Raw genomic sequence first — 18,730 nt, 5'->3', positions numbered from 1 at the left:
ACCCCGCTCGAGGGACCGGGCACCCGACGGCGATACTGAACTCATGCTGTGCTCATCCGGGGGACAACCCCGGACCCCGGCCGTCTGCGGGTGCCCGGCGCTGTGATGAAAGGTCTGTTCTAGTGAAACTCAGCCGCCCCGTCTCCTGGTTCCTGCTCGCCTTCGGGGTGTGGAGCTGGGTCATCTGGGTCACCTTCCATGCGAAACTAACGATTAGGAGTTGATCACTACAAAACAGCAGGTGAGGCACCATGGCAGGCATCGCCACGCTCCCCGGCAGCGAACACTTGGACACCGTGCGCGTCGCTGTGTACGCACGACAGTCCAAGGCGCGGCCCGACTCGTCGGAAGCCTCTCCGGAGGCGCAGGTATCTGCTGGTGAGTCGCTGTCCGACAGTCGAGGTTGGCGAGTGGTGCACAGGTTCAAAGACGTTGGACGGTCCGGTTGGGATCCAAAGGCCGTGCGTCCCGGCTTCGAAGAGCTCATGAAAGCCGTCCGTGCCGGTGAGGTTGACGTGGTGGTCGTCAATGAGCTGTCGCGTCTGACGCGCAAGGGCGCGCACGATGCCCTGGAGATCGACAAAGAGTTCAAGAAGTACGGCGTGCGGTTCGTATCCGTGCTTGAGCCCTTTCTGGACACGTCCAACCCGATCGGCGTCGCTATCTTCGCCTTGATTGCCGCTCTCGCCAAGCAGGACAGCGATATCAAGGCGGAGCGTCTGCGAGGTGCGAAGGAAGAGATCAAGGCTGTCGGTGGTCGTCATTCCAGCTCCGCCCCGTACGGAATGCGGGCTGTCCGTGAGCGAATTGGAAATCTCGTTGTGTCGGTGCTTGAGCCGGACGAGGACAACCCGGATCACGTTGCGACCGTAGAGCGCATGATTGAGATGAGCTGGGAAGGGATTTCGGACAACAAGATTGCAACCACGCTTGAGGGGGAGGAGGTTCCCGCCCCCGGAACTGCGGAACGCCGCGCCACTGAGAAGCGTCTCGCATCCATCAAGAAGCGTCGCGTATCCGGTGAGCAAAGCCCGATTCAGTGGCGTGCTCAGACAGTTCGATGGATTCTCAACCATCCGGCCATCGGAGGATTCGCCAGCGAGCGAGTCAAGCGAGGGAAGGCGTACGTCAACGTCATCGCGCGCGATGAGGCCGGCTCGCCGCTGACGCCTCATAGGGGCGTCACTGATGGGGCCAAGTGGCTTGAGTTGCAGGAGCGTCGGAACAAGCGCAACAAGACGAACAGGCAGCCGGGTGGATCCGCTGAGGCTCGTCTCCTGAGCGGGTGGCGCTTCATGCGTTGCGATATCTGTGCTGGCTCCATGGGGCAGACCAAGAACAACGGCGGGCAGGACTACTACAGTTGTGCCAATCCCAAGGGGCATGGAGGGCTTACCGTCAAGCGTGACTACGCCGACGATTACGTCGCTCGGCGAGTGTGGGCGCGACTTGTGAACGCCGACATGAACAACGAGGAAGACCGGGAATGGGTGGCCGCCGCCGCTCTCCGGTTCGCGCAGCAGACCGACTCGGCAGGTGTAGAAGAGGAACGGCGTGAGACTGCCGCTCACCTTGAGCACGTAAAGCAGTCCATCACAGAGCTTCAGGCGGATCGTAAGGCGGGGTTGTACCGGGGCCGTGATGAGCTGGCCACCTGGCGCGCAACCATGCAGCAGTACCGGGCGTACGAGGATCAATGCGTTGCGCGTCTCGCGGAGTTGGATGAGAAGACTGCCAGCGCGGTTCATATTCCGGCTGAGTGGTTCACGCCGGGGGAAGACCCGTTGGGGCCGGAATCGCCGTGGGCATTGTGGGATGTGTATGAGCGACGCGCTTTCCTTGAGTTGTTCCTCACCGGCGTATCAGTTGGTCCGGGGCGAGACCCGGAAACCCGGAAGTACATCGCGATCGAGGATCGCGTGATGCTGGACTGGCGGCCACTTCCGGGCAACCAGGACGGCGAGGAGGAGGAAGAGCAGGAGGAACCAATCCTGACGCTCTAGCGGTCATGCGGCCCCGTCCGGCTGCGGCTGCAAGCGGAAGCCCCCTTGCCCCGACCTGAACGGGGGCAAGGGGGCTTCGCTGCGCCTTGCGGATCTACTTCACGGAGTTGATGAACGAAGCCCAAGCCGAGCGGCTGACGACCAGGGCCGCGCCTTCCTTGTTCTTCGAGTCCCGGACAGGCACGGCCGACAGCCCGTCAACGACCTCGACGCAGGTGTTTCCGCCGTTGTCGCTGTAGGTGCTCTTGCGCCATGCCGCCTCGGGCAGGCTGTTTGCGCGGATCACGTTGTTCCCTTCGGACGTCGGGGACTGGGGAATCGCGCTGTGCTGACTCAGAGGGAGCGGATGAACGAAGCCCAGGCCGAGCGGCTGACGGCCAGGGCGGCGCCCTTCTTGTTCTTCGAGTCTCGGACGGGTACGACCGGCAGTCCGTCAACGACCTCGACGCAGGCTCCGCCGTTGTCGGAGCTGTAGGTGCTCTTGCGCCATGCCGCCTCGGGCAGGCTGTTTGCGCGGATCACGTTGTTTCCTTCATGACGTCGGCGATCAGGTCGATTGACGCTCGCACGGACAGGGCGTCGCTCATGAGCAGATCATAGGCTCGTTCCGCCGCTTTGAAATCTGCCGGATCGGCCAAGAGCTGCCCCCGGGGGAAGCCGTCAACGTGGACGACGGGCAGGGTCGGAGCGCCCTTGATGCCTTCCTCGAAGGTGAGTGTGTGGAAGGCACCGGCCGCAGCTGCGCGGGCGCCAGTGCCGAATGGCACGACCTGGATCACGATCGACGGTCGTTCTGACAGATTCAGCAGGTGCTGTAGCTGCTCCCGCATCACCCTGTCGCCGCCTACCGTTCGTCGCAACACGGCTTCGTCCATGAGCGCCCACAGTTCCGGAGGGTTGCCCCGTTCGAGGATGGCCTGTCGCTCCATACGCGCGTCAAGCAAGGTGTCGATGTCATTGGTTCGGCCGACAGCCAGGGTCGCCCTGGCGTAGCCCCTGGTCTGTAGCAGTCCGGGGACAACTGTCGGCTCAAGAGTACGGATGACGGCTGCCTGTTTCTCCAGTTCGACGAACGGCCGGAACCAGCTCGGATACGCGTAGAGGATGACGAGCGGCCACAGCCGACTCAAGTGGTCGTCAGCGTCAAGGAATTCATCGGCGTACTTGGCGAAGTCCTTCGACGGCACCCGGACCGCGTTCTCGATCTTGTTGACCAGGGTTCTCGTGCAGTGGGTGGCCTTGGCCAACGCGTCCTGAGACGCACCCTTCTTGCCTCGTAGCCGCTGCACTTCGGACCCGAAGAAGGCCAGCATTGAGTCCTTTTCCTTCAGGTCCTGTTCCTCGACCGTCATCCCCAACCCTCCGTGTGACAGGTCGCGTTGTCACGGTGACCAGCGCATCTGTCACCGCGAAACCTCTGTTGATCGTAGCGCCGCAAGGGTCACGCTGAACCCGCTTGGTAGTTATGGCACTACGGAGAGGAGCGGTCGTGTCCGAGCAGGGGATGGCTTCGCCCCGGGCTGACGAGGTGGCGGAGCGGGATGCACTGAGGATCGAGTTTTGGCGGGGTGTTCCGGGGTGGGTGCCTCGTACTGGTTACGCGGAGCCGACATCCAGGGTGCTGCGTGATGTTGAGATCGGGCTGAGGGGATTGCTGTGAGTGCGGGGGTGGGTACCGATGCGGGGCAGGTCGAGTACTCGACGTACGCGCCCAAGGGTGAGAAGTGCCGCAGGTGTCACAAGCCGTTTGGGAGTCTTGAGCGTGTGTGGCGTGTGAAGCCGTTCGGTGTGGCTACCGGCCGCCCGTACGTGCACCCTGGGTGTCTGACTGAGGCCAAACCATGACGCCTTCGGGAAGGCGCCTCGGCGCCCGATCGGGTGCCCTTTCCGGCCCCGGCCCGGTCAAGGGCTCGGAGCGGCCCGCGGACGGTGGCTGGTGGGCGGCATTCGGCGGCACCCGCAACCCTGCGTCGGGTGTGATCGCGTTCCGGCGCGGTGCGCTCCCTTCGTGCCGCGTCCCCGGGTGCGGACACTGCGACAAGAGAAGGTGTGCGCGGTGACGTGTGGCGTGTGGTTGGACGTGCCTGAGGAAATGCGGGCGGCGGCGTTGGACGTCGTGGGCGGGTTGTGGGACGAGGCGCCGTTGCCGGTCTCCGTGACCTGCGAACTCGACAAGCACGACCACGGTGAACACGCCGCGCGTTTGCGGAACTTGTTCGAGGGGGCCGTGTGGGTCATGTGGGCGGGCGATGACATCACGGTACGGCCCCTCGCCTACTGCGAGTCGTTCCGTCCGTCGAAGGGCGGCATTTCCTTGTCCGAGGCGCTGTGTTGGCTGCCTGATGCGCATCGGGGTGGTCACACCTGGGAGCGGTGCGCGTGACCTCGATGAAGACTGCGGCGCGGACTTCCGCCGGCCTTAGAAGCTGTTGCTCTATCGATCTTGGTGAGCGTGAGTTCGAGGTCGTCGACTCGGTCGGGTGATCTTCTGGCTGGCTGAGCATGAAAGCGGGGCCTCCCGCACAGCTCGTGGGTGTCGAATCCAACCGAGCAGCAGGAGGCCCCTGGTGCTGCAGTCTTCCGTGCCGGCGTCGTTGTCGTCCAACCCGGCTTCCCTGACGTGTGATTGCCTCGCTCACCGGTTCGGGAACGCCAGTGATCAGCCGTACAGGCGGCCGAGATATCCGTCCGACATGAGCGACGCGGAGTGGGCGGTCGTGCGCGACGCGATGCCGGTCCCCGGCTGGTTGGAGGGCCGCGGCGGGCAACCGGAGGGCTACTGCCACCGGCAGATGGTCGACGCGGTGCGCTACCTGGTCGCGGGCGGCATCACCTGGCGGGCGATGCCCGCGGACTTCCCCGCGTGGGACCGCGTCTACGCCTTCTTCCGGCGCTGGCGGGACAAGGGCCTGGCCGCCGAGTTCCACGACCGGCTGCGCGACCGGGTACGCGAGGCTGCGGGCCAGGATCCGGAACCGACGGCGGGCGTCATCGACGCGCAGTCGGTGAGAGGAGCCGCATCGGTGCCGGCCGCGACCAGGGGCTTCGACGGCGGAAAGAAGGTCAACGGCCGCAAGCGGCACATCGTGGTGGACACCCTCGGGCTGTTGCTGGTCGTGATGGTGACCGCGGCTTCGGTCACCGACCGGGACGCGGGGCAGACGCTGCTGGCCAGGCTGCGCGATCGGCACTGGCGCGTCACGCGGGTGTGGGCCGACGGCGGCTATACCGGGCGCCTGGTCGACTTCGTCGGTGGTGTCCTGCGCATCGCGCTGACGGTGGTCAAACGCAGCGACGACACCAGCGGCTTCACCGTGTTGCCGAAGAGGTGGCTGGTGGAGCGCACGTTCGCCTGGCTGATGCACTCACGCCGTCTGGCCCGCGACTACGAGACGCGCACCGACACCTCGGAGGCGGTGATCCGGTGGTCGATGAGCATGGTCATGAGCCGTCGGCTCGTCCGACGGGCACGCTGAACAGCCCCGGCCGTTCCTCTGCCAGCCAGCCCCGCGCGGCCAGTCGCTTCGCCTTCGACCGCACCCCTTCCACCTTCGCCGGGACCGGCTCCAGCCCGACTGCCGCCGCGAGTTGCCGACAGTCCATCGCCTTTTCGCACGACGCACTCCCACCGGCCAGGACGTCCATGATCTGCTGATAGTCCGGCGCCAGAACCGTCGGGCCAAGCCCTGCCTGCCAGTGCGGCACCACCGAACCGGGCACCGCCGCCGTGACCTTCACCGGCCGCCCGCCGGCCATCACGACTGGCGGTACCTCCTCGCCTCCGCGGGGCTCCGCCAGAACCTCGCCCACCGTCTCACGGGCGATCACGAACCGCTCCCACACGGCCTCCGCCTCCCGCAGCTCGGTCTGAAGGGCCTCCACTCGCTGCCGAGCAGCGCGTTCGCGCTCCTCCAGCAACCCCATTACCGACGGCATCCCGGCACCTCCACCGAAGAGACGACACGACACCTCGTCCCTGCCGCCGAAACACCACCCCTATGCCTGACCAGCGGAAACGCACCCGTCACTCTCGGAAAGACAACAGCTTCTTACTGGATGGACCCGACAACCGATGCTGACTGACCTGACGACACCTGGTCCCGGACCCGTGGACCCCGAACCCTGCGTCATGTGTGCACGGCTGCGTGACGTGCTCGGAGCGGCCGTGCTCCTGGGCGACCCGCAGGCGGCGGGCAACCTCGTGCGCGCCACATACACGCACATGAGATACGGCCACCCGAACGACCAGCGGACGCAACGCGCTGTCCCCGTGCAGACCTCACCAGAGGTGGTCCAGCGATGACCAGGTGGCCTCCGCAACTCGACTACCGCGCGACAGGCGCCCATCGGCGGTTACGAACCTGGCGCTTCAGTGCCGACGGCCCCTTCTGGGGCGGGGTGCTGCTGCTGGTGATCTGGGGATCCGTAGTCACCGTCATCGTGTCAGCACTCGTGAGTGGAGCCAGTTCCCCGTAAGCCCCTGCTCTGGCCGGATGATCCCCCTCCCCCTGATCTCCGGCCAGGGCGGGTTCCACTTCCTCTGTCGGTGGTCTGGGTGGGCGATCCTCACCCGGGCCTCTCGTTGACCGATGGAGGGCCCGTGCGCCACAGCCGAATCGCGAATTCCAACGGCCGCGTCGGCTGACATCCGGTCCGACCCCGGACACGGGCACCCATCCCCTTGTAGCTCAGTCAGGAAGAGCCTCCTCGCTCCTGGGCGGCTTAACGTCGCTGGGGCGCGCGATCCATAGCCGTAGCGCCCGGGAGAGACCCCGGTTCGAGTCCGGGCAAGGGGACTGTCATGCGTACCCTTCGACGAGGGAAAGCTGCTGGCCACGTGCGTGGTGACCTCACGCGCGCACGGACATGGGCCACGACGAAACCCGCATTCGCGCGTGAGGTTGCCACGCCTGGGCGGGGTCCAGGGGCGCGCTGTAGCGTCCCTGGTACCACCGGCCTGAACCGGGTTCGTCGCGGTGCTGTATGCCATCGTGAGCGGCGCTGGCATCCCTCGTGAACCAACGTGTGAGCGAGCAGAGTTGGCGCCCGTGCCGGGTGGAGTGCGGGCCTCGCTGGTCGTGCGGCTCGCCTCCCCGGTGACCTGACAGGGCAGACGGTAGAGCCTCCGGCGACGATTCGGCGGATGGCTTGTCTGCTTGGTCGGGTGCGGGCTGGTGGTGTCGGGCGGCTGGCCGTCCGGACGGGACCGGCCGAAGGCCGCATGCCCGGCCGAGGCGGCCCAAGGCCGCCCGGCGCGCGCGGAGCGCGCGCCCTAGATCAAGTAAAGCGAAGTTACTCCGATTCGGATCGGCGTCGGGTGGGGCGCCTGGCGGCTGGCTTCGACGGCGTCATGGGATAGGTGAGCTGGCACGTGGCGGCGGGGGCCTTCAGCTCCTCGCACAGCAGCGGGCGCTCCTGGTCGGCGTCGGCGGTCACGCGGTAGGTGATCAGCAGGGGGCTGGCGTCGCTGAGCCCGAGTGCTGCCCGCTCGTCCGGGTAGGGGGTGCGGGCGGTGACGTGCTCGGTGAACGCAAGGCTGAGTCCGGCGTCGGCAAGCTGCTGGTACAGGTCGCTGACTTCGGCGTCGGGCTGCTCGGCGAGGCTCGGCGCGTCGGCTGCCGTGGCAAGCGGGATCAGGACGCGGTGGGCCATGCGGGCGCCGGTTGCCGGGTTGTGGATCATGCGGTCCACGCTGATGGCGTCCTGGTCCTGCTGGTCCAAGAGCAGTGCCGGGGGTCCGTCGAGTGTGGTCCTGCTGACGGCGGGCGCCTCCGCCTCGATCGCCTCCGGCAGGCTCCAACTCCCCTTCACCGTACGGTGGATGGAGCGGTCTACGCAGGTGGCGGGAAGGACTCCGCCAGAAGCAAGGACGATGCTGCCCTTGCCCTGCCGGGACTCGACCAGTCCCATGCGGCGCAGCTCGGCGACGGCGGAGCGTGCGGTGTGCTTTCCCACGCCGTACATCTCCACCATCTGCGCCTCTGACGGCAGCAACTCACCCGTCTGGTAGCGGCCTCGCCGGATGTCGTCGGCGATGCGCTGGGCCAGCTGCATGTACATGGCCGGTGCGCGTTCGATGTGCTCTCGGGCTGCCATGGCTCGTGCCCTTCTGCGGTGGCGTGGGTGCGCCGCGTTGCCTGTCAGTGGCCGGTGGGTAGGCGGGTGGCCACTCATGAGGATAAGTGGTTGCACCTCTGGTGCACCTACCATTGCCACTCATCCGGATAAGTGGTTGACCTGAATCTAGTGGTTGGGTGACGATGATCGTCCAACTCATCCGGATGAGTGGCTTGGTTGGTTGGGCTGTGACAGCTGTGCCCATCGCTCGTGGAAGGAGGCCGCTTGTGTATCCGCTGTCGACTGAGGCGCGGCGTTCAGTCCTGGATGAGGCTGAGCGGCTGCGGCTTCTCTCTCCTACCGAGCGTGACCTCCTCCGGCTCGTCCACGAACCGGGGTTCTCACGCTGGCTGGAGCAGATCAAGTCCATTGGCGGCTGCGCCCACCCGATCTATCTCGCCGGGCGCACCACGACCCATGACGCGGTGACAGGCGAGGTGCTGCGGCACTACGACACGGCCGATGAACCAGGCGGCCGGATGCCGGTGCGCTGCCGCAACCGCCGTGAGACACGCTGCGAACCGTGCTCCTACCTGCACGCGGGCGACACGTTCCACCTGGTCCGCTCCGGCCTGTCGGGCGGCAAGGGCGTGGCGCATGGCGTCCGGCGTCATCCCCGGCTCTTCGTCACGCTCACCGCCCCCTCGTTCGGCGCGGTGCACCGTGCGAGCGGTCCTGACGGAGCCTTCTGCCGCCCTCGACGGGATCGCGGAGTCTGTGAGCACGGGCGGTCCCTCGGCTGCGGCCACAAGCACACGGATACCGAATCCGTGGTGGGTCAGGCGCTGTGCCGGGACTGCTACGACTACGCCGGACACGTCTTGTGGCACGCTTCCGTCGGCTCACTGTGGAACCGTTATTGCCACATGCTCAGGCGCCATCTGGCGACCGCCGCAGGAATCACCCAAACCCGCCTGGGCGAACACCTGAAAGTCTCCTTCGCGAAGGTCGCCGAATACCAAAAGCGCGGTGCCGTCCACTTCCACGTGGTCATCCGGCTCGACGGTCCGGACGGGCCTTCCTCGCCCCCGCCGCTGTGGGCCACGACCGAACTCCTTGAGGGCGCCGTGCGGTCGGCAGCTGACCAAGTAGAGGTGCGCACACCGTATTCCCCGGCAACCGGTGAACGGGTCATCAAGTGGGGAAAACGGCTCGACGTACACCCGATCCGTAGCGACGCATTTACCGAATCCTCGACTGTCACTGACAATGCCGTTGCGGCCTACGTCGCCAAATACGTATCCAAAAGCGTCGGCGACGCGGGCGGCATCGACTACCGCATACAAGACTTCAACAGCATCCGCCTAGCCCCGGTAAATACCCACCTGCGCGCTCTCATGGCTGCCTGTTGGCGCCTGGGCGGCCTTCCGGGGCTGGAGGAAATGAGGCTCCGAGCCTGGGCTCACACGCTCGGATACCGGGGCCACGTCCTCACCAAATCCCGCCAGTACTCCACCACATACGGAGCACTCCGCACCGTGCGAGCGGACTACCAGGGCAGCGGCCTCCTCGCCCTGGAGGACAGAGACGCGGTTACCGATTCCGCATGGCGCTATGTCGGCTCCGGGCACTCACCGGCCGAAGCGGACTTCGCAGTCGGAATAGCCGAAGACCTAGCCGAAACTGCGCGATATCAGAAGAGACATGATCGCCGAGGGGTGGAAATATGCCTCTTAGGGAAAGTGTGGGGTGGTTCCATGCCGGTCGTTTTCGGGGTCAGCGTCCTGAAGGTCTCAGGCGTTGGAGAATTACGAGCGCGCATCTCGGTGTCATTGAGCGACTCAAGGGTGTATTTGGTGGGGAAGTCGAAGAGAGCAAGGATGCGGATTCGTATCCCATGGAGCTGCTGACGGTCGCCGAGCGTATCGAAATAATTGTTGAGGATGTGGAGTCGCTCAACACGGAAATGCTGATGTGGGGTCGCTCTGGCGTGCTGCATCATTGTGATGGTGCACGCTTTCTGTCGCCGCACGATAAGGTGGGGGATCCTTGTGGATGTCCTGCGTCCCTGGGCGAGCGAAGGAGTCATGCAAATGCGGGAACCGGTCCGCAACCGAGTACGGAAATACGTTTTCGCGTCGCGCAACTTCCCGACTTGGGCGAGTTCGGCTTTCGGTCGAGTTCCTGGGAATTCATGGAGTCCGCCGATGCGATCAGGGCCGGTATTTCCGTGAGGAATACGGAAACTCTCTGTGAACTCTCACTGGAGCCTGTTGAGTTCAAGATGCGCAGTGGCCAGGTCGTCGCGGGCGTTGCGCCTTCCATCAGAGCGGTGGCCGCTGATGCGGTCAATGCCGCTGAGTGTCGCCCCTCCTCGACGCCGGTGGCACGAGCCAGGTGGCACGAACGTACCCGCCGACTTCGATCACATCGGTATCCAGCCCCGTCCGGGATCCATCCGGGCGGGGCTCGCTCGTGCACCTACTTGTCAGAGCGGCGGGACGCTCGAACGCCCCGGAAGCCAATGACGCCGATGGCGGTGCCCAGAAGGAAGGACACGACGGCCAGGGTGAGGTGCACCCACAGGTAAGCCGTAGGCTCGCCATCGTCAAAGGCAAGTCCGCTGGCATCCTTGAACAGGTTGTTGACGAAAGTTGCCCAGATCACCCACGACCAGACGCCGAACGCTGCGAGGAACCAGGAGACGGGGCGGGTGAGCTTCATGGATCGTCCTTCGGGCGGGGAGGTTCGTGCCCTGCAAGTATGTGACCCGTGCCCGCTCGGCCGTTGGGTGGGGGTTGTACTGGGTTCTTGCTTATGGATCACTTTCGTCAAAAACCTGATCAAGGACAGCAGCGGGCTCGCGTTCGACGACGGTCACCCGACGGCGTACTTCTGGGTGCACCTGCTGCTCGCCGTCGTCTCCTTCGTATTGGGGACGGTCATCGGGGTCATCGGGTTGCGCTCGGTGCGCGCACTGCGCCGGACGTCATAGGAACTCGTCCGGAGCCCCGGGCGTTCACTCAGCACGCAAAGGAAAGGGAACGTCGGCGTGGTCGTCGTCTTCGCGCTTGTCGCACTGCTCGTGTTGTCCGCCCTGGTGGCGGGCAACTGGCTGGTGTGGCGCCGCCTGTTCCGCGACACGACCCGCGGCCCCGGGTTCGTGCGCCGAGCGGGCGTGGTGGTGATCGCCGGCGGCTGGGCGCTGACGGTCGGTGCCCTCGTCGCCGAGCGCGCGGGCGCCCCCTTCCGGCTCCAGCAGATCCTGGCCTGGCCGGGCTTCATGTGGCTGGCCCTGTCGATATACCTGCTGCTGGGTGTGGTGGCGGGTGAATTCGTACGACCGCTGCTGCGGCGGTGGGTCGAACGGCGGGCGCGCGGGAAGGAAGCGGCAGAGGAGCAGCCGGTGCTCGTGCCGGCGGGAGCGACCGCGGTCACGGCGCTCGCCACGGCACCCGCCGCGACGCCTGCCACCAAGTCGGCCGGGACCCAGACCCTCACGCCCGCGTCCGCCCCCGCGGATACGACCGGCCCGGCTGCGACGCGCGCGACCGACCTGGACTCGGCGCCCACGACCGCCACGACCTCTGCGCTCACAACCGACCCGCCCCCGCCGTCCGCGAGCGACGCGACCCCGCCCTCCGCCCCGGAGTCCACGGACCCCGCCCGCCCCCTGGCCGCCCCCACCCGCCGCCTCTTCGTCTCCCGAGTCGTCGCCGGTGCCGCGGCCGCGGCCGCCGTGGGAACCGTCGGCTACGGCACCTACGGCGTGCTGAGCGGCCCGAAGGTGAAGCGGGTCACCGTCCCGCTGGCCAAGCTCCCACGCGCGGCGCACGGTTACCGGATCGCGGTGGTCAGCGACATCCACCTGGGCCCGGTCCTGGGCCGGGGTTTCGCCCAGAAGGTCGTCGACACCATCAACGGCACCCAGCCCGACCTCATCGCGGTGGTCGGCGACCTGGTGGACGGCAGCGTGAAGGACCTCGGTCCGGCGGCTGCCCCGCTCGCCCAACTCCGGGCGAGACATGGCGCGTTCTTCGTCACCGGCAACCACGAGTACTTCTCGGGCGCCGAGCAGTGGGTGGACGAGGTGCGCCGCCTGGGCCTGCGCCCGCTGGAGAACGCGCGCACCGAGCTGCCCCACTTCGACCTGGCCGGCGTCAACGACGTCGCGGGCGAGAGCGAGGGCCAGGGCCCTGACTTCGCCAAGGCCCTCGGCGACCGGGACAGGGCACGCGCGTGCGTGCTCCTCGCCCATCAGCCGGTCCAGATCCACGACGCCGTCGACCACGGCGTCGACCTCCAGCTCTCCGGCCACACCCACGGCGGCCAGATGTGGCCCGGCAACCTCATCGCGGGCCTGGCCAACCCCACCCTGGCCGGCCTGGAGCGCTACGGCGACACCCAGCTGTACGTCAGCCGGGGCGCGGGCGCCTGGGGTCCGCCGACGCGCGTGGGTGCCCCGTCGGACATCACGGTGATCGAGCTGGCGTCCCGTCAGGCCTGACGAGGCGCGGACTCATGGCCACCCCGCCAACTCCCTCTGTGGACAGCCTGTGAAACCTGCCGGAAACGCCCGTAGGTAAGTTCTTTCCCATGTCGTCAGAATCCTCTTCCCCCTGATGAAAAACGTGTGATTAGGTGTGCGCGCCGCTTGGGGGAGTGGCGCAAATTCACTGCTCACGTGGGGGCCCTCAGAGGGCCGGGGAGAGGGCACACCCATGCGTTCGGTCCGCATGCGGATTCTCGCGACGCTGCTCGTGCTGGCGGCCGTGGGGATAGGCGGCTGGCAGCTGTTGCCGTCGCAGCAGGACGAGGACAGGACCATCACGGTCGGTACGACGGACGCCGTCACCTCGCTCGATCCGGCCGGCGCCTATGACGCCGGCTCCTGGGCGCTGTTCAACAACGTCTTCCAGTCACTGCTGACCTTCGAGCCGGGCGGCGTCACACCCGTGCCGGACGCGGCGCAGAGCTGCGCCTTCGGCGGCGGCGACCTGAAGACCTACCGCTGCGAGCTGCGCGAGGGCCTCGCCTTCCCGAGCGGGCGCGCCATGACCGCCGAGGACGTCAAGTACTCCTTCGACCGCGTCAAGCGGATCAAGTCGGACGTCGGCCGGCCGGGTGCGGCGCAGTACCGCCGTGATCCTCGCGACCACCTCGTCGATGTTGAACGGCTTGGTGATGTAGTCGTCGCCGAAGCCGAGGGCGCCGACGATCTCGGCGGGCGCGTCGCGCGCGGTGAGGAAGACGAGCGCCAAGTCCGGTCGTCGTTCACGCAGTTCACGCCCCAGCGCCCGGCCGTCCCCGTCCGGCAGCATGACGTCGAGCAGCGCCACGTCGGGCCGGGTGCGCTCGGCGAGGGTGAGCGCCTCGCGGACCGTGCCCGCGACCATGACCTCGAACCGGTGGTAGCGCAGGGCGATGGCGAGGACGTCGGCGATGCTCTCCTCGTCCTCCACGACCAGCACGGTGCCTGAACCCGTCGTCATGCCCCCAGTATCGGCGGGCCCACTGACAGTCGGGCGGGTTCGCCCTTTGGAGTTCCTTGAGAGTCATGGCCGTCGCCTGCCACGCGCGCGCGGCGCCGCCAATCCTGTTGCCCAGGACCTGGGGGACCGACCGAACCGAATAAGGAGCGTTGAGCGTGGCTGCATTGGCACGGTGGTGCTATCGGCACCGGCTGGTGGTCCTGTTGCTGTGGTTGGGGGCGCTGTTCGGCCTGGGCGCGGCGAGTTCGGCCGCGGGCACGAACTACGCGAACGTCTTCTCCCTCCCGGACACGGACTCCGCGACCGCGTACGACCTGATGGAGAAGGCATTCCCGGAGCGCGCGGGCGACACCGACACGGTGGTGTGGAAGGTGGACGACGGTTCCGTACGGGACGAGTCCGTACGGTCCCGGATCGAGCCCGCGCTGCAGGAGATCGGGCGCGTGCAGGGCGTCGGTGAGGTCACCGACCCGTACGCGGAGCAGGGAGCCGCGCAGATCAGCCGGGACGGGCGGATCGGGTACGCCCAGATCACCTTCACCGAGCAGGCGAACGCCGTCCCCAAGGAGTTGATCGAGGACGTCGTCGACACGGCGCGGGCCGCCGAACGCGACGGGCTCCAGGTCGAGCTGGGCGGCCAGGCGATCGCCCGCACCCAGGAGCCGCCGCAGGGCACGGCGGAGGCGGTCGGCATCCTCGCGGCGGCGGTCGTGCTGTTCCTGGCCTTCGGCTCGCTCTTCGCGATGCTGCTGCCGATCGTCGTGGCGATCGCGGGCGTCGGCACCGGCATGATCGCGACGATGCTGATGAGCCATGTCGCGGACGTGCCCGAAGTGGCCCCGCTGCTGGGCTCGTTGATCGGCCTCGGCGTCGGCATCGACTACGCCCTGTTCATCGTCACCCGGCACCGGCGCGGCATCCTGCGCGGGATGAAGCCGGAGGAGGCGGCCGTGACCGCCCTCAACACCTCGGGCCGCGCGGTGCTGTTCGCGGGCGGCACGGTGTGCATCGCGCTCGCCGGCATGCTGGTGATGAACATGCGGTTCCTGGACGGCGTGGTCATCGCCACCTCGCTCACCGTCGTCCTGAGCGTGCTGGCCGCGATCACCCTGCTGCCCGCCCTCCTCGGCCTGCTCGGCGTGCGGGTGCTCAGCCGCCGGCAGCGGCGTCGGCTCGCGGCGGCGGGACCGGAGCCGGCGGAGGCGAGCGGACTGGCGGCGCGCTGGTCGTCGTACGTCCAAAGGCGCCCGCGCCCGGTCGCCGCGATGGCCCTCGTTGTCATGGCGGTCCTCGCGATCCCCGTCCTGTCGATCCGCCTCGGCGCCACCGACCAGGGCAACCACCAGGAGTCGACCACCACCCGGCAGGCCTACGACCTGCTCGCCGAGGGCTTCGGGCCCGGCGTCAACGGCCCGCTCCAGGTGGTGGTCGACGGCGACGCACCGGAAAGCCTGGTCAACGCGATCCGCTCGACCGAGGGCGTCGCCCAGGTGGCCGCCGTCCCGCCCGCGAACGGCGTCACGGTGATCCAGGTGGTCCCGACCACATCACCCCAGTCCGAGCAGACCGACCAGCTGATCGACCGGCTGCGCGACGACGTGATCCCGCGGTCCGGCGCCGAGGCCCATGTCGGCGGCGTGACGGCGGTCTTCAAGGACTTCGCGTCGGTGACCGGCGATCGCCTGCCGTACTTCGTCGCGACGATCATCGCGCTGGGCTTCCTGCTCCTGCTGGTGGCCTTCCGCTCGCTGGTGGTGCCGCTGACGGCCGCCCTGATGAACCTCATCGCGGCCGCCGCCTCCTTCGGCGTCCTGGTGGCGATCTTCCAGTGGGGCTGGGGCACAGAGCTCATCGGAGTCGGCAAGGAAGGACCGATCACGTCCTTCCTGCCGGTGATCATGCTGTCCCTGCTCTTCGGCCTCTCCATGGACTACCAGGTGTTCCTGGTGAGCCGGATGCACGAGGAGTGGGTGCACACCAAGGACAACGCGCGCGCGGTCCGCGTCGGCCTCGCGGAGACCAGCCGGGTCATCAACTCCGCCGCCCTGATCATGATCTGTGTGTTCAGCGCGTTCGTGCTGAGCGGCGACATGGAGGGCGCGATGGCGGGCATCGGCCTCGCGGCCGCCGTCGCCCTGGACGCGTTCATCCTGCGTACGGCGCTGGTGCCGGCCGCGATGCACATGCTCGGCAAGGCGAACTGGTGGCTGCCGGACTGGCTGGAGAAGCGGCTGCCGCATCTGGCGGTCGAGCCGAAGGAGGAGGCGCCGGTGGCCGAGGAGGAGCCGCTCGCGGCGGGCCGTGCCTCGGTCGTCCACGGTTTCATCCGCACCGCCGACGGTGGGCCGGTCGAGGGCGCGGCGGTGACGCTGCTGACGAAGGGCGGGCGTCAGCTGGACCGGGTGACGTCCCTGGCCGACGGCTCGTACATCGTCTCGGTGCCCGCGCCGGGGACGTACCTGCTGGCGACGACAGCTGCTTCGTACGGCTCCCGGGCGGGGCAGGTGGTCGTGGCGGACGGGCCGCTGGTGTACGACGTCGAGCTGGCGGAGGGCGAGCCGGCCGAGGGTGAGGTCGACGCCGTCAACTGACCGCCACTGAACGAGGTTTCAGGGGCGCTCGTCCTCGGCGGGCGCCCCCTTCGCGTCCTTCGCCGGATCCGGCACCGCGTTCGTCATCCCCGGCAGGAAGTCCGTGAACAGGTCGTGCACCTCGCGCACCAACGGCCGCAGCACCCGGAACCGCGCCAGCGAGACGCCCCGCGCGGTCAGCCGGGCGCTTCGTGCGGCGAGCCGGTAGCTGTTCCGGCGCCCCTCGGTCCGGTCGTAGACCCAGTACAGGACGAGCCCCATCTGGCCGAGCCACATCATCTCGGGCAGCACGTCCCGGAGCTCCTCGGGCACCTTGGTCTTCGTCGCGCCCGCCAGCACCTGGCGATGGATGCCGATGGCCTCCACGCGCGCGTGCTCCGACTCGGCGGAGAAGGGGCTGAGCGGGCTGGCGGGATCGGCGGCGTTCTTGAAGAACTGCACCGCGAACTCGTGGTACGGCGTGGCGATGTCCAGCCACGCCCGCAGGACGCCGGCGAGCCGCGCCTCCAGGTCGGTCTCCCGGGCCAGGACCTCCCGGATCGCCACCTTGTGCTCGGTGGCGATCCGGTCGTAGAAGCCCTGGATCAGGTGTTCCTTGCCCTCGAAGTAGTAGTACGCGTTGCCGACGGAGACCCCGGCCTCCTGGGCGATCGCCCGCATCGTCGTCTTGTCGTAGCCGCGCTCCTGGAACAGCCGCATGGCGGTCTCCAGGATCAGCGCACGGGTCTGCTCGGACTTGCTGGGCGCGTCGCCCTGTTCAGGGCTGTCGTTCATCGAGGGCACGGAACGAGAGCCTAACCAGTGGTGTTTCGGTCGGCGGTCAGGAGGTCTGTGCGGTCTGGTAGAGGTTCTGGGCGTCGGTGCCGAAGTACGGGCCGTACATCCGGTTCGGCAGGAAGTTGTACTTGAAGCTGTTCACCGAGGACAGCAGGCCGGTGCCCGTGGACTCGTTGAACTGCGTGAACCAGGGGCCGCCGCTGGAGCCGCCGGTCATGTTGCAGTTCATGCCGTGGTCGTCGGAGAGCAGGAAGTCCCGGTTGGTGGTACCGCTGCAGTAGATGAACTTCTCGCCGTCGTACGGAGCGGCGGCCGGGAAGCCGAAGGAGTACATGCGCAGGTTGTAGCCGGTGTTGAAGGCCAGCCCCTGCCCGCCGACGACGTCCGTGAGCAGCTTGCCGTCCAGCGGGGCGACGACGGCGGCGCCGACGTCGTAGTTGATGTCCTCGCTCGCCGTCCACTGCGGTGTGGACAGGGTCTTGGACGCGGTCCAGCGGCCGTAGGGGGCCTGTCCGTCGTGGTAGCCGGGCACGAAGACCCAGTTGGTGTGCCAGGCGCCCTCCAGCTTCACGCAGTGGCCCGCGGTGATCACGGTGCTCTTGTTGGCGCTGGTGACGGCGTTGCCGGAACAGGACGCCGTACGCCCCTGATAGCTGAAGAACACCCGTCCCGCCGTGGAGACGACCGCACCGCCGCCGCTCCACTGGCCGCCGGTGTTCGGGAAGGCCAGCAGGCCGATGTCGGATACGGCCTTGCCGACCGCCGCGACCGGGCCGCTGGGCGCGACGGTGGTCGCCGCACCCTTGAGGGGCACCGAGCCGCCGTCGAGGTTGCCGTCGACGGAGACCAGGTCGAGCGGGGTCGCCTCGCGCATCCGTTCCGACGTCCAGAAGTCACGGGCCTGCTGCTGCGCGCCGGCCGAGACCGTGGTGACCGCGGTCGGGGTGTCGGGCCTCGGCGCGGCGCTCGCGGGGGTGGCCAGGGCGCCGGCGGTGAGCAGCGCGGTGACGCCGACCAGGGCGCCGAGGAGGGGACGGGGTATGCGGGTGACGCCGGGTATGCCTCTCACGCGTACTCCTTCTGCGATGGGGGGACCGGGCGACCGGGTGGGCCGTCCGGCTGACAGACAGTCGATGCGAGTGCGGAGTGGAGAACCGGGAGGCAGCGTGCCAACCAGAGCGCCGTTTTGGAAGGGCGCATGCCAAAACGGAGTCGGAAACCGGGTCATTCAGGGTGAGTTGGACCCCCTGGCGGGGTCCCTGGGCCCCGGCCTCATCCCGCGGCGCAGGTGCCGCCGTCGCAGCCCGGCGGGGTGTACGTCCAGCCCTGATGCGGGTCGTACGACCACCCGTCCGCGTGCCGATAGACCCGCCCGTCCCCTCGCGCTCCGTCCTGCTGCGCCCCGCGCCACTTGGCGGCGGCGAGTACGGCCCCCTTGGCGAAGCGTGCCCCCGACGGGGTGCTGAGGCGATGCGCGAGCGGGCGGTGCTCCCGCAGGGCCCACAGGGTGACGATCCAGGCGGCGGTGCCCCGGTAGACCTGCCCGGCGTCACCGACGACGGTGATCTCTTCGAGGGTGGCGCCGTGGTCGAGGCCGGGGTAGCGCCGCCGTGCCTCGTCCGACCCGGCCGGCACCAGCTCCAGCGGCACCAACTGCGGCTGCCGTACGAGCCAGTCGCGCAGGAACGCGCACAGGGAGCACCGCGCGTCGTAGAGGGCGGTCAGTCGGCGGACCGGGGCGGCGGGCCCGGGGCGCGAGGCGCGGGGCCCGCCGACCGCGACGGCGTCGTCCGTCACGCCGGCCATGTCG

17 protein-coding genes, 1 tRNA gene and 2 pseudogenes are annotated in these 18,730 nt (G+C 67.9%); 10 read left to right on the top strand and 10 right to left on the bottom strand.

Features of this window, described 5'->3' with window-relative positions; all coding sequences use genetic code 11:
* Positions 1-251 precede the first annotated feature (251 nt).
* Positions 252-2,003: a recombinase family protein gene (locus QQM39_RS16075; RefSeq protein WP_301997437.1), complete on the top strand. Its 1,752-nt coding sequence runs from the start codon at positions 252-254 to the stop codon at positions 2,001-2,003.
* A gap of 94 nt (positions 2,004-2,097) precedes the next feature.
* On the opposite strand, the gene QQM39_RS16070 is transcribed toward QQM39_RS16075, so the two are convergent.
* The 3 genes from QQM39_RS16070 to QQM39_RS16060 are packed head-to-tail and all read right to left on the bottom strand — an operon-like array spanning position 2,098 to position 3,355.
* Positions 2,098-2,289, bottom strand: coding sequence for a DUF397 domain-containing protein (locus QQM39_RS16070; RefSeq protein WP_301997435.1), 192 nt, complete (start codon positions 2,287-2,289; stop codon positions 2,098-2,100).
* Positions 2,290-2,336: 47 nt separating this feature from the next.
* Entirely contained in the window at positions 2,337-2,525 is a 189-nt protein-coding gene (locus QQM39_RS16065; RefSeq protein WP_367668923.1) for a DUF397 domain-containing protein, read from the bottom strand.
* Positions 2,522-3,355, bottom strand: a complete 834-nt coding sequence (locus tag QQM39_RS16060) for a helix-turn-helix transcriptional regulator (protein ID WP_301997433.1) — start codon at positions 3,353-3,355, stop codon at positions 2,522-2,524. Before QQM39_RS16060 ends, QQM39_RS16065 begins: the two co-directional genes overlap by 4 nt.
* Positions 3,356-4,059: 704 nt before the next feature.
* On the opposite strand from QQM39_RS16060, the gene QQM39_RS16055 reads away from it, so the two are divergent.
* Together QQM39_RS16055 and QQM39_RS16050 are read left to right on the top strand one after the other, a co-directional pair.
* Positions 4,060-4,386 (top strand): hypothetical protein, encoded by a 327-nt coding sequence (locus tag QQM39_RS16055; protein WP_301997432.1) that lies wholly within the window; start codon positions 4,060-4,062, stop codon positions 4,384-4,386.
* A gap of 310 nt (positions 4,387-4,696) precedes the next feature.
* Positions 4,697-5,479, top strand: a complete 783-nt coding sequence (locus tag QQM39_RS16050) for an IS5 family transposase (RefSeq protein WP_301996730.1) — start codon at positions 4,697-4,699, stop codon at positions 5,477-5,479.
* On the opposite strand, the gene QQM39_RS16045 is transcribed toward QQM39_RS16050, so the two are convergent.
* A complete protein-coding gene (locus QQM39_RS16045; RefSeq protein WP_301996731.1) occupies positions 5,445-5,939 on the bottom strand; it encodes a hypothetical protein in 495 nt (164 codons plus the stop codon). The two genes, QQM39_RS16050 and QQM39_RS16045, sit on opposite strands and share 35 nt — an antisense overlap.
* 741 nt (positions 5,940-6,680) lie before the next feature.
* Here QQM39_RS16045 and QQM39_RS16040 point away from each other — a divergent pair.
* Positions 6,681-6,799, top strand: a tRNA-OTHER gene (locus QQM39_RS16040).
* A gap of 496 nt (positions 6,800-7,295) precedes the next feature.
* Here QQM39_RS16040 and QQM39_RS16035 read toward each other — a convergent pair.
* Positions 7,296-8,099 carry a GntR family transcriptional regulator gene (locus QQM39_RS16035; RefSeq protein ID WP_301997429.1) on the bottom strand — a complete coding sequence of 268 codons (804 nt, stop codon included), beginning with the start codon at positions 8,097-8,099 and terminating at the stop codon, positions 7,296-7,298.
* A 164-nt stretch (positions 8,100-8,263) separates the two neighbouring features.
* Between QQM39_RS16035 and QQM39_RS16030 the strand changes: the two genes are divergently transcribed.
* Positions 8,264-9,970: a replication initiator gene (locus QQM39_RS16030; protein ID WP_367669694.1), complete on the top strand. Its 1,707-nt coding sequence runs from the start codon at positions 8,264-8,266 to the stop codon at positions 9,968-9,970.
* A complete protein-coding gene (locus QQM39_RS46195) occupies positions 9,868-10,650 on the top strand; it encodes a hypothetical protein (protein WP_367669693.1) in 783 nt (260 codons plus the stop codon). Before QQM39_RS16030 ends, QQM39_RS46195 begins: the two co-directional genes overlap by 103 nt.
* Here QQM39_RS46195 and QQM39_RS16025 read toward each other — a convergent pair.
* The gene (locus tag QQM39_RS16025) at positions 10,542-10,784 is read right to left on the bottom strand and encodes an SCO4848 family membrane protein (protein WP_301997425.1); all 243 of its coding nucleotides are present in this window, start codon (positions 10,782-10,784) and stop codon (positions 10,542-10,544) included. The genes QQM39_RS46195 and QQM39_RS16025 overlap by 109 nt on opposite strands.
* Before the next feature lie 67 nt (positions 10,785-10,851).
* Here QQM39_RS16025 and QQM39_RS16020 point away from each other — a divergent pair, with 67 nt between their 5' ends.
* The 3 genes and pseudogenes from QQM39_RS16020 to QQM39_RS16010 form a co-directional block, all read left to right on the top strand.
* Positions 10,852-11,055, top strand: coding sequence for an SCO4848 family membrane protein (locus QQM39_RS16020; protein ID WP_301997423.1), 204 nt, complete (start codon positions 10,852-10,854; stop codon positions 11,053-11,055).
* A gap of 57 nt (positions 11,056-11,112) precedes the next feature.
* Entirely contained in the window at positions 11,113-12,567 is a 1,455-nt protein-coding gene (locus QQM39_RS16015; RefSeq protein WP_301997421.1) for a metallophosphoesterase, read from the top strand.
* 214 nt (positions 12,568-12,781) lie between these two features.
* Positions 12,782-13,195 (top strand): annotated as a pseudogene (locus tag QQM39_RS16010) (ABC transporter substrate-binding protein); the annotation flags it as partial.
* On the opposite strand, the pseudogene QQM39_RS16005 reads toward QQM39_RS16010, so the two are convergent.
* A pseudogene (locus QQM39_RS16005) lies at positions 13,169-13,552 on the bottom strand (response regulator transcription factor); the annotation flags it as partial. The pseudogenes QQM39_RS16010 and QQM39_RS16005 overlap by 27 nt on opposite strands.
* A 164-nt stretch (positions 13,553-13,716) precedes the next feature.
* On the opposite strand from QQM39_RS16005, the gene QQM39_RS16000 reads away from it, so the two are divergent.
* Positions 13,717-16,143, top strand: a complete 2,427-nt coding sequence (locus QQM39_RS16000) for an MMPL family transporter (RefSeq protein ID WP_302003602.1) — start codon at positions 13,717-13,719, stop codon at positions 16,141-16,143.
* A gap of 18 nt (positions 16,144-16,161) precedes the next feature.
* On the opposite strand, the gene QQM39_RS15995 is transcribed toward QQM39_RS16000, so the two are convergent.
* The 3 genes from QQM39_RS15995 to QQM39_RS15985 all read right to left on the bottom strand — a co-directional run bounded on the left by QQM39_RS15995 (position 16,162) and on the right by QQM39_RS15985 (position 18,726).
* Positions 16,162-16,917 carry a TetR/AcrR family transcriptional regulator gene (locus QQM39_RS15995; RefSeq protein WP_301997419.1) on the bottom strand — a complete coding sequence of 252 codons (756 nt, stop codon included), beginning with the start codon at positions 16,915-16,917 and terminating at the stop codon, positions 16,162-16,164.
* A 46-nt stretch (positions 16,918-16,963) separates the two neighbouring features.
* Positions 16,964-17,989 carry a serine protease gene (locus QQM39_RS15990; RefSeq protein ID WP_301997417.1) on the bottom strand — a complete coding sequence of 342 codons (1,026 nt, stop codon included), beginning with the start codon at positions 17,987-17,989 and terminating at the stop codon, positions 16,964-16,966.
* A 203-nt stretch (positions 17,990-18,192) separates the two neighbouring features.
* Positions 18,193-18,726, bottom strand: coding sequence for a thiol-disulfide oxidoreductase DCC family protein (locus QQM39_RS15985; protein WP_302003601.1), 534 nt, complete (start codon positions 18,724-18,726; stop codon positions 18,193-18,195).
* Positions 18,727-18,730 lie beyond the last annotated feature (4 nt).

The sequence above is a fragment of the Streptomyces sp. DT2A-34 genome, assembly GCF_030499515.1.
GTDB lineage: Bacteria > Actinomycetota > Actinomycetes > Streptomycetales > Streptomycetaceae > Streptomyces.
The sequence above is the reverse complement of the archived record's forward strand: the minus strand, read 5'-3'. Positions and strand labels throughout refer to the sequence as shown.

What these genes read in the sequence shown, in the direction of transcription:
- QQM39_RS15985 (WP_302003601.1), bottom strand. Translation starts at nt 18,726, where the DNA reads ATGGCCGGCGTGACGGACGACGCCGTCGCGGTCGGCGGGCCCCGCGCC.
- QQM39_RS15995 (WP_301997419.1), bottom strand. Translation starts at nt 16,917, where the DNA reads ATGAACGACAGCCCTGAACAGGGCGACGCGCCCAGCAAGTCCGAGCAG.
- QQM39_RS16045 (WP_301996731.1), bottom strand. Translation starts at nt 5,939, where the DNA reads ATGCCGTCGGTAATGGGGTTGCTGGAGGAGCGCGAACGCGCTGCTCGG.
- QQM39_RS16030 (WP_367669694.1), top strand. Translation starts at nt 8,264, where the DNA reads ATGATCGTCCAACTCATCCGGATGAGTGGCTTGGTTGGTTGGGCTGTG.
- QQM39_RS16075 (WP_301997437.1), top strand. Translation starts at nt 252, where the DNA reads ATGGCAGGCATCGCCACGCTCCCCGGCAGCGAACACTTGGACACCGTG.
- QQM39_RS16060 (WP_301997433.1), bottom strand. Translation starts at nt 3,355, where the DNA reads ATGACGGTCGAGGAACAGGACCTGAAGGAAAAGGACTCAATGCTGGCC.
- QQM39_RS16050 (WP_301996730.1), top strand. Translation starts at nt 4,697, where the DNA reads ATGAGCGACGCGGAGTGGGCGGTCGTGCGCGACGCGATGCCGGTCCCC.
- QQM39_RS16035 (WP_301997429.1), bottom strand. Translation starts at nt 8,099, where the DNA reads ATGGCAGCCCGAGAGCACATCGAACGCGCACCGGCCATGTACATGCAG.
- QQM39_RS16025 (WP_301997425.1), bottom strand. Translation starts at nt 10,784, where the DNA reads ATGAAGCTCACCCGCCCCGTCTCCTGGTTCCTCGCAGCGTTCGGCGTC.